The organism is Mesorhizobium sp. M2A.F.Ca.ET.067.02.1.1, assembly GCF_004023285.1.
In the GTDB taxonomy this organism is placed as follows: domain Bacteria; phylum Pseudomonadota; class Alphaproteobacteria; order Rhizobiales; family Rhizobiaceae; genus Mesorhizobium.
Genome location: NZ_RZSB01000001.1, coordinates 78,133 through 86,955, shown reverse-complemented (window position 1 = coordinate 86,955; position 8,823 = coordinate 78,133). Strand labels below are relative to the sequence as shown.

The window sequence follows — 8,823 nt, the reverse complement described above, 5'->3', positions numbered from 1 at the left end:
ATCGGCGGGTGGAGTGGATTAGTGCAGACGACATAGGTTCGGGGTCTGCCGTTGCCGAGCGGGTGCTCGAGCTTAAGTCCGCTTTCGTAGGTGCCTGCCGGATGCGGTGTTATCCGGCGCCGCACCCAGTCCGTGAGCGAGTGTCCCTCGGGAATGCCGAATGCTGTTGGCGGCGGAGTCGGCATGAAGATACCCCGTCCTTCCTCCGCAACCAATTTTCGACGGGCCGCGACGATGTCGGGGGGCATGGTGCTGAATACACTTTGACCGCTCTCGACGATGGCGCTGTCGAGATAAACGAGATGGCTGATATGGTCGGGTATCCGGTCGGCGGCGCCGGTGATGCTGATGCCGCCTAGACTGTGACCGACAAGGATCACATCGCTCAGCTCTTCCGTCACAATGTGGTTGACGATGTCGGTCACGAATGTGTCGGGCGTGATGTCCTTGCACAGCAAACGTGCGCGTTCGCCGACACCTGGTCGGCGTGGTCACGTGGCATCCCATCTTGCGAAGATTGGCAGCCACGTCCCGCCAACACCATCCGCCATGCCAGGCACCATGCACTAGCACATACGTCTTTGCCATGGGTTGTGCCGTTCCACTTGCTCACCGGCCGTTGTGGCTGCCATCCGGCACGATGGCCGGGCGTTGTCCCAAAGGGGCTCGACCACGTGACCGGTGGTAAGTCCGGCGCACAGGGCAGCGCCGTGGCCTGAGGACACCGCTAACGAGTCAAGGAAATTTGAATTGCGAAAGGCCAATATTCACTAGCTCTTTGCAAGTGGATGGAGAGGCTCATGGTGTGCCGCAGTTGCTCGCTGCCGGCATGCTCTTGGCACGGTCCCGGCTGATCATCCGAACTTGAACAGGACACCAAAGCCGCCGCGCGGATAGTTCCACTCGATGTCGCCGCCTTTCTCGCACAATATCCGGCAGGTGCCGCATTCCATGCAGCCGTCGGCGGTGATCTCGACTTGACCCTTGTCATTCAACTCATAGCATTTCGCCGGACAGACGTAGGTCAACGCAAGCAAGTTCGCGCTTGGCTTGTCGTGCGGTCGCACTATAATATGGGGGCGGCCGGAATCGACCAGATAGCGGTTCTGGTAAAGTTTGTCCTCGACACGAACCTTCGTCACTGCGATCGTCATCTTGTACCCTCTTCAGCGCCATGCCAATGCCAGGCGGACCGCGTCGCTGACCAACCCCCAGCGCGAGCGCGCGTTGATGAAGGCGGCCGTGGTGTTCTTTTCCTTCTCGATCTTCGGCGTGCCGTCGACACGCATGAAGTTCTGAGCGGCATGCGACATCAGCCGCGGATAGCTGTCAAAAAAGTTGCTGGAATTGGTGTGGAGCAAGGCTGGCATGTCCTTGTATTTCTTAAGATCCTTGATCACAAAGGAGTCATCCAGCATCGTCTTGTAGAGCGCAAGGTTCGCTTTGGTCATAGGACCGTTGCGGCTTTTGACTTTGATGATCGCCTCAGCCGCGACACGACCCGAGGTCATGGCAAGGTTCGAACCCTCACGGTGAATGGCATTGTTCAGTTGCGCTGCGTCGCCGACGATGACCCAACCGTCGCCGAAGAGCTGCGGAATGGCCTTGTAACCACCTTCGGGGATAAGATGGGCGGCATATTCTTTCACCTCCGAGCCAGCGATCAGCGGCCGGATCGAAGGATGGTTTTTCATCGCATCCAGGAGGGCGGACGGGCTCTCCATCGTCGCGGCGAAATCCGAGACCAGGCAGCCGATGCCGAGTGATATCGACTCCTTGTTGGTGTAAAGGAAGCCGAGCCCGGCCATGCTGCGAGAGATCGTGCCCACGGCCTCGATTACGCAGCCTTCATCGCCCTTGACCCCGAACCGCTGGCCAATGACCTCTTCGGGCAAGAAATGCATTTCCTTGACGGCAAGCGCCACGGTCTCCGGCTTCGGCATCTCGCGCAGGCCTGCGCGAGTGCCAAGCAATCCCGACACCCCTTCTGCGAGAACGACCACATTCGCGAAGACCACTCCGCCAGCCCGGTCTGTGCGGACGCCGATCACCTTGCCATTGCCATCACGGACGAGTTCCGTCGCGGTCGTCTCACACAGGACCGTCGCGCCAGCCTCGCGCACCTTGCGGGAAAACCATTTGTCGAACTGGGCGCGAATGATCGTGTAGCGGTTGGGTTTCGCCTCATTGAAGTCGTCCGACCGGTAATGAATTCCGGTGTGAGACGTGTCGTCCAACACCCAAAGTCGCTGTTCGACCAGGTGCCGCTCGAGGGGCGCATCATCCCGGAAGTCCGGGATGATCTTCTCCAGCATGTTCGCGTACATTATGGCACCCTGGACGTTCTTAGAGCCCGGATATTCCCCGCGCTCCAACTGCAGTACCTTCAGCCCCTGGCTTGCCAAAGTGTAAGCAGCTGCGTTTCCAGACATGCCGGCTCCGACCACTATGGCATCGAATTGTTCAATCATGTCCTCTCCCTCAACTCGCAAGCTTGTCTCGACTGTGCGGCGACAGCCGCCGGGTGAAGGCTTCCGTCAGTGCGGGCAGGAAGCGGATTGCATCCGTGACGATCCCGAGGTGGGCGAACTCGAAAATCGGCGCGTTCGGATCGGTGTTGATCGCGACGATGAGATCGGCCCCCTCGACCCCAACTCGGTGCTGGATGGCGCCGGAAATTCCGGCCGCGATGTAAAGCTTCGGTCGAATGGTCTTGCCAGTTTGTCCAATCTGTCGATCAGCCGGCATCCAGCCCTTCTGGACCAAGGGGCGCGAACAGCCATGCTCGGCGCCGATCGCTCGGGCAAGATTCTTCACAAGCTGAAGGTTCTCCGCCGCTCCGAGACCGAGGCCTCCCGCAACCACGACATCCGCATAGGCAAGATTTGCCATTGCCGACTGGTTATCCGGTAGGAAGCCGAGGACTTTGGTGACGATATCGTCCTCAACGAGCGACAGCTTGTGCCGCATGACACGCCCGACCGGCTTATCCACCCGTTGCGGCATAGGCATGACCCTTGGTCGCACCGTCGCCATTTGCGGCCGGTAATTTAGTGTATAGATCGTACACAACAATGAGCCACCAAAAGTCGGACGGGTCGCGGCGAGTGAACCGTCGGAATCTACATCAAGTTCGGTGCAGTCGGCCGTGAGCCCCGTCTGCAGGGTCGTCGCTACCGAGCCTGCAAGATCCCTGCCCAGTGTGGTCGCGCCGAGAAGGAGGATTTCGGGTTTATGGGTATTGACCAGATCCGTGAGCGCCTTGGCGAACGGCTCGTTCCGGTAGTCGGCGAGCGGCGGCGCATCGACGATGTAGACAAGATCCGCCCCGTAAGCGAAGGCCTCGGCAACAGCGTCCTCGACCATCTCGCCCGGCGGTCCCAGCACGACGCCCGCGAGCTGGACTTCAAGCTTGTCGGCCAATTTGCGGCCTTCGCCCAGCAGTTCGAATGATACAGGATGCACATTGCCGCGTTCGAGCTCGAGGAAGACCCACACGTGCCGGTAGTCTTTGAAATGGTCGGGAAGTTCTTTCTTTACACCGGCACGGCCGGGGGCAATGCGAGGGGTGGTTTGGCTTGCGGTCGACATTTTCTGCTCCTGGCCGTCACGTGCCGCTGTTGAAGGCCAGCTCATGTTCCAGCGCCGGCCGGCGGGTTAAGATATCGGCGATGAGTTCATCGGCTATGTCCTGCAAGCCCCTTTCCGCGGTGTCGATCTGCGCCGCCCTTTCTGCCCGTGCGGTGGGGGCGAAAACACGCTTGACGACTGTAGGCGAGCCACGCAGACCGCACCGGGTGAGATCGTCAATGCCGGCGTCGGCTGCAGTCCACTTCACGACTTGCCTGCGCGCCGCGCACAGAGCCTGCTGGAGCGAGCCCCGGCGGATTTCGTTGGTGTCTTCCAGCATGGTAATGAGGCAAGGGAGTCTGCTCTTCAGCAACTGGGTGCCGCCTTCGGCGCGACGCGCGACTTCGATCTCTCGCGTATCGAGATCGATGGAGGCAATCTTCGCGACATAGGTAAGTTGCGATAAATCTAGGCGCTTGGCTATGCCCGGTCCGACCTGGGCGGTATCGCCGTCAATCGTCTGCTTGCCGGTGAAGACGATGTCCGGCCTGCCGAAAGTCTCCCCAATTTTTGCGATTGCTTGCGAAAGAGCAAAGGAAGTCGCCAGCGTATCGGATCCGGCAAAATAGCGGTCCGTCAAGAGAACTGCTCGGTCAGCACCGTAACCGAGCGCCTTTCGCAGCGAGTCCTCCGCCATGGGCGGACCCATTGTGAGCACAGTAACCTCGCCACCATGAACGTCGCGCAGTTTGAGCGCTTCTTCGAGGGCGAACAGGTCGTAAGGATTGATGATGGTCGGAACACCCTGACGCATGATCGTGTTCGTCACCGGGTGCACGCGGATCTGTGCCGAATCCGGCACCTGCTTGATGCAGATTACGATATGCATTGGCGGTTTCTCTAAGCTCCCAGTCCGGATTCGTGCTTGGCGGTTCGCCTCATTGCCTGCATCGTTCATGCCAAGTCGTCTTCCTGCCTCTATTCCAGAAGGTGGCTTCGTTTGCTTCCGAGGAGGCGTCATGAGGACTGGATTTGTCGACTTCTCGACATTGTCGCGTCGCAGCCGTGTCGGGCTCATTACTTTCCGAACCGCTTCAGTGCAGAGTCGAGCGGGACGAAGGCGCGGCCAGGTGCGGGACATATGTTTGGATCGTGGTCCCTTAGCACCTTGAACACACGTTGCGTGAGCGGCGAGGAAGTCGCGAAATCTTCGTAGGCGCGTTCCAGCTTGGCGCGCACCCGCGCGGCGATTACCTGGTTAGGCAGACCGGAGAAATCTTCTTCGGCAAGGTATTGGCCCACGCGCTTCATGATATGGAGCCGCGAGACATTCATCACTTTCGGGTCGTAGGAGACGCCAAGGCAGGCGAAGAAGTCCTCCGCGGCCGACAGGCCCTTCAGTCGCGCTAGGATATCGGTGCGATCGATCGGGCGGCTATCAGCGGAGCAGTTCATTGTATTCTCCCGGCGCGTAATTGTGGTGTCGATGCATTGGTGACATTGCTGACGGCGTGCCGACCTCTGGCACGGCGGCTGGGCAAGAGACTTGGCGATCTCAAGCTTTTCTGAAGTGGTGAAGGCGACCCCGAGTTTGACTGCTCTCCATTGCGCAGGGTCGTCACGTTGAGGAAGACCTCACGGCTCGTCGGCTATTGTGCCGCTCGGACCCGGGCCGGAATGAAGCTGTTCTGCACCTCGCCCGCACAGTCCAGCACTGGGAACGGCCCGTAGCTTCTCGGTGATCGCAGGCAGGACCTCAAGCACGCGGTCTACGTCATCTTCGCCGTTGTCACGCGACAAGGAGAAGCGGACTGCCCCACATGCCGCGTTCATAGCGATCAGAACATGGCTCGGTTCCAGTGAGCCAGAGGCACAGGCGGACCCGGCGGAACAGGCGATTCCCAGCCGGCTCAGGACAATTGGAATTGCATCGCCTTCGATACCTTCGAATCCAATGTTTGCAGTGTTTGGCAATCGCTCTTGCGGATCGCCGTTGATGGATGTGTTTGGGATGCGCTGGATGATCCCGTTCTCAAGGCGGTCGCGCAACCATTTTATTCGTTTTGTCTCGTCCATGAATTTCAAGGCGAGTTCGGCCGCCATGCCCAGTCCGACTATGCCGGGTGTGTTTTCAGTGCCTGCACGCCGGTCGCGCTCTTGGTGCCCACCCTTGATCATGGAGGAGAAGCGCACGCCACGTCTTACATAAAGCGCGCCTATCCCCTTTGGACCATGCAGCTTGTGGGCGGAGAGCGACAGCATGTCGATCGCGGTCGATTTCAGCTCAATCGGAAGCCTTCCGACCGCCTGCACTGCATCAGTGTGGAAAAGCGCGCCGACTTCCCTGGCTAGATCGGCAAGCTTAACCACGGGAAAGATCGTACCGGTCTCATTGTTCGCCCACATTATCGAGACGATTGCCACTTGTGGAGTGAGAGCGGTTCTGTAGGCGTCCAGGTCGAGCCGGCCGTGGTGATCGACTGGGATAATGTGCACCTTGACGCCGCGCGTCTTTTCAAGGTGCGCGCACAACTTCAGAACGGCCGGATGTTCAACCGCGGAAGTCACTATTTCCGTTCGGTCGGGCATCACCTCCAGCGCCGAAAGGATGGCTGTACTGTCGCTTTCAGTCCCGCCCGAGGTGAAGATGATCTCGTCCTCGAATCCCGCGCCGATGAGGGCTTGCAACTGTTGCCTCGCCTTTCTCACGGCTTCAGCAACCGATGCGCCATAGGCGTGCATGGACGAATGATTGCCAAATTGCTCCGTAAAGAAAGGCAACATCGCTCCAACGACTGCAGGATCAACCCGCGTCGTTGCGTTGTTGTCGAGATAGACAGGGTTCATGGGAGTGATCCTTCAACTGCTGAAATGATTCAAGGGTAGGCGGGCCATTGAACCTCTGGCGCATATCGTATCTGGTAAGGTGGGCGGCCGGGCGAGCGATGGCTTGGCTGACCGGTCGCTGTCGACATTGCCCTTTGGTGGCGGCATCTGCCGGGAATTCAGCTGTTTCGGGCAATTTTGTTTGCTTGCCCACGGCAACGATCGATGATCGCGATTTGGCGCATCACCGAACGCAATTGTTCCGGGCCGACAGTGCGTGTCGGCCGGTTCCAGAGCGCCGGCGGTGCCGGTTCGACGCAGTATTCCTTGGCGTCGCTATAGTCGAACATAGCCTGTTCCCTCGCAATCATTTGCAGGACTTGCCGCAGCCGCACGTCTCACGCGCATTGGGGTTATCGAAAACAAAGCCGGATGTTTCGAGCCCAGTGACGAAGTCCACGGTCATGCCGGCTGCATGGGGTTGGGAGCCTCTATCCATGAACACCTTGAGCCCATCTCGCTCGATGATCGCATCGCCCTCACGTGAGACGCTCTCCAGGCCCATTGAGTATTGGAAGCCGGCGCAGCCGCCGGCATGGACCATGATGCGAAATCCTTCCGCCGGCTCGCTGGCGCGGTAAAGAGCGGCCTTGATGGCGGCAACAGCGTTGTCGGTGAGCGTAATCATGGCTCGATTTCTCCTCGGTCCGACGTTTTCGCGGATCATCTCGCATGGACCGTGCCAAAGGGAAGACGTGTCAAAAACCGTAGGACATCCCGACGTCTCTTATGCTCGATTGCTGGGGAGACGTCCGACAACCGACACTTACTGTCGGATTTGTCGCGTCCGCGTCACAGGAAGGGCGCCTGAGTTCGCGATGCACTCACGCGTAAAGCAATGAACAGAGCCAAAGATGTTCAGAGCTTGCCGCGGAGCAACTGGCACGATTTTTGTGAAGCCTTCGTTGCGGCGGCAAAATTGCCGGCCGATTCACCTTTGGGTTGCCCTCGCAATCGAAGAACGAAGGAGAGCAATATGATCCATCAGACCCGCCTTGAGTGGGAAAGCAGCACCGCCGGTGGTACCCGAATGCTCGATCGGCCGATTGGCGCCGACCACCCAACAATCGCTCTCTACCGGCGATTGGCCGCTGACCGCCCGGAGACAGGATTCGACTGGCATGTGCCTGACGATCGATCGCGTCCGCCGTGCACACCCCTGAGGCCCGTTTTTCGATCGATCGTCAAAAGAAGAACGGGGCAGGGGTAAAAACATGGATCAGCGCAAGAAGCGGTCGCCCAACGAAATCCGGCGTGCGTGGGAAGTCTGTCCGAACATTCCCGCGCGTGATTTCGCAGCCCAATTGGCCATTTCGGAAGCGGAACTGGTCGCGGCCCATTGCGGTTTCGGCGCGGCACGCATCGACCCGCGCGTCAATCACGTTCTGACGGGCCTCGAATTCGTGGGCGAAGTGACGGCGCTGACCCGCAATCAAGGTGCCGTGCACGAAAAGATTGGCGTCTTCAACAGAGTGATAACCGGCAACAATCACGCCATGGTCCTTGGTGACGAATTCGACCTTCGCGTCTTCCCGCAAGCTTGGAGGTATGGTTTCGCTGTTGAAAGGCGCCATCGCGGCGGAATCCAGCGCAGTTTGCAATTCTTCGACGCCACCGGCGCAGCAGTGCATAAGGTGCATCTCAGGCCGGTCTCCAACCTTCATGCCTATCGAAAGCTGGTGGCCGAGCTCGTATCCGCCAACCAGGAGCCGACCATGTCGCTTAAGGCGAGAGTAGCCGACCTGGGCGCGAGGACTGCGGACTGGGCCGGCACGGTGGACGACCTACGCGAGCACTGGAGCCGGCTGACTGACGTCAACCTTCTAAAGACGCTCAAGCTCAGCCGCTGCCAGGCTTTGCGCATGGTCGGCCAGGATTACGCTTGGCTGCTCGACAATGCCGCAGTTGGCGCCGTGCTCCAGCGTGCGGCCGAAGACGAATTGCCGATCATGTGCTTCGTCGGCAACCGAGGTTCTATCCAGACCCATTCCGGCTTAATCAAGTCGGTCAAGCAGATCGGGCCGTGCATCCATGTGCTGGACGAAACGTTCCGGCTGCATCTCAGGACCCACCAAATCCGTGAGGTTTGGGCCGTGCGCAAGCCGACCAATGACAGTCACGTCACCTCGCTCGAAGCATATGGGTCCGACGGCAAGATCATCATCCAGTTGTTCGGTGCGCGCAAGGAAGGCGAACGCGAGCGCGACGACTGGCGGGTTCTGGCGGAAAACCTGCCTCGTTTCCCCGACAGCTACATGAGAAAAGACCGATCGTCGTCGGTGGGACGCCGGCGCCCATCTGCCTCCGCAGCCAGTAGCCGGGCATTGAAGCCGAGACCGGGGACACGATGACGCAATAAGCGCGCTG

Annotated in this window: 10 protein-coding genes; 1 reads left to right on the top strand and 9 read right to left on the bottom strand. The window is 59.4% G+C overall.

Annotation, left to right across the window (positions count from 1 at the left end):
• From EOA28_RS00385 to EOA28_RS00350, 9 genes are all read right to left on the bottom strand, one after another.
• On the bottom strand, window positions 1–458 hold a 458-nt coding region (locus tag EOA28_RS00385; RefSeq protein ID WP_128314340.1), incomplete at its 3' end, for an alpha/beta fold hydrolase.
• Between the two features lie 396 nt (window positions 459–854).
• Window positions 855–1,154: a ferredoxin family protein gene (locus EOA28_RS00380; protein WP_024505235.1), complete on the bottom strand. Its 300-nt coding sequence runs from the start codon at window positions 1,152–1,154 to the stop codon at window positions 855–857.
• Between the two features lie 12 nt (window positions 1,155–1,166).
• Window positions 1,167–2,471, bottom strand: a complete 1,305-nt coding sequence (locus EOA28_RS00375; RefSeq protein WP_126080604.1) for an FAD-binding protein — start codon at window positions 2,469–2,471, stop codon at window positions 1,167–1,169.
• A 10-nt stretch (window positions 2,472–2,481) separates the two neighbouring features.
• Window positions 2,482–3,591 (bottom strand): electron transfer flavoprotein subunit alpha/FixB family protein, encoded by a 1,110-nt coding sequence (locus tag EOA28_RS00370; RefSeq protein ID WP_126063815.1) that lies wholly within the window; start codon window positions 3,589–3,591, stop codon window positions 2,482–2,484.
• 16 nt (window positions 3,592–3,607) lie between these two features.
• On the bottom strand, window positions 3,608–4,459 hold the full coding sequence (locus EOA28_RS00365; protein ID WP_126063816.1) for an electron transfer flavoprotein subunit beta/FixA family protein: 852 nt from the start codon (window positions 4,457–4,459) through the stop codon (window positions 3,608–3,610).
• Window positions 4,460–4,647: 188 nt separating this feature from the next.
• Window positions 4,648–5,025 carry a nitrogenase stabilizing/protective protein NifW gene (gene nifW, locus EOA28_RS00360; protein WP_024505239.1) on the bottom strand — a complete coding sequence of 126 codons (378 nt, stop codon included), beginning with the start codon at window positions 5,023–5,025 and terminating at the stop codon, window positions 4,648–4,650.
• Window positions 5,026–5,205: 180 nt separating this feature from the next.
• On the bottom strand, window positions 5,206–6,417 hold the full coding sequence (gene nifS, locus EOA28_RS00355; protein ID WP_126063817.1) for a cysteine desulfurase NifS: 1,212 nt from the start codon (window positions 6,415–6,417) through the stop codon (window positions 5,206–5,208).
• A gap of 158 nt (window positions 6,418–6,575) precedes the next feature.
• Complete coding sequence (locus tag EOA28_RS38555) at window positions 6,576–6,746, bottom strand: hypothetical protein (RefSeq protein ID WP_165349961.1); 171 nt, start codon at window positions 6,744–6,746, stop codon at window positions 6,576–6,578.
• A 17-nt stretch (window positions 6,747–6,763) separates the two neighbouring features.
• Window positions 6,764–7,084 carry an iron-sulfur cluster assembly accessory protein gene (locus tag EOA28_RS00350; protein WP_029356570.1) on the bottom strand — a complete coding sequence of 107 codons (321 nt, stop codon included), beginning with the start codon at window positions 7,082–7,084 and terminating at the stop codon, window positions 6,764–6,766.
• A 586-nt stretch (window positions 7,085–7,670) separates the two neighbouring features.
• Here EOA28_RS00350 and EOA28_RS00345 point away from each other — a divergent pair.
• Entirely contained in the window at window positions 7,671–8,807 is a 1,137-nt protein-coding gene (locus EOA28_RS00345) for a ChuX/HutX family heme-like substrate-binding protein (protein WP_126063818.1), read from the top strand.
• Window positions 8,808–8,823: the final 16 nt, after the last annotated feature.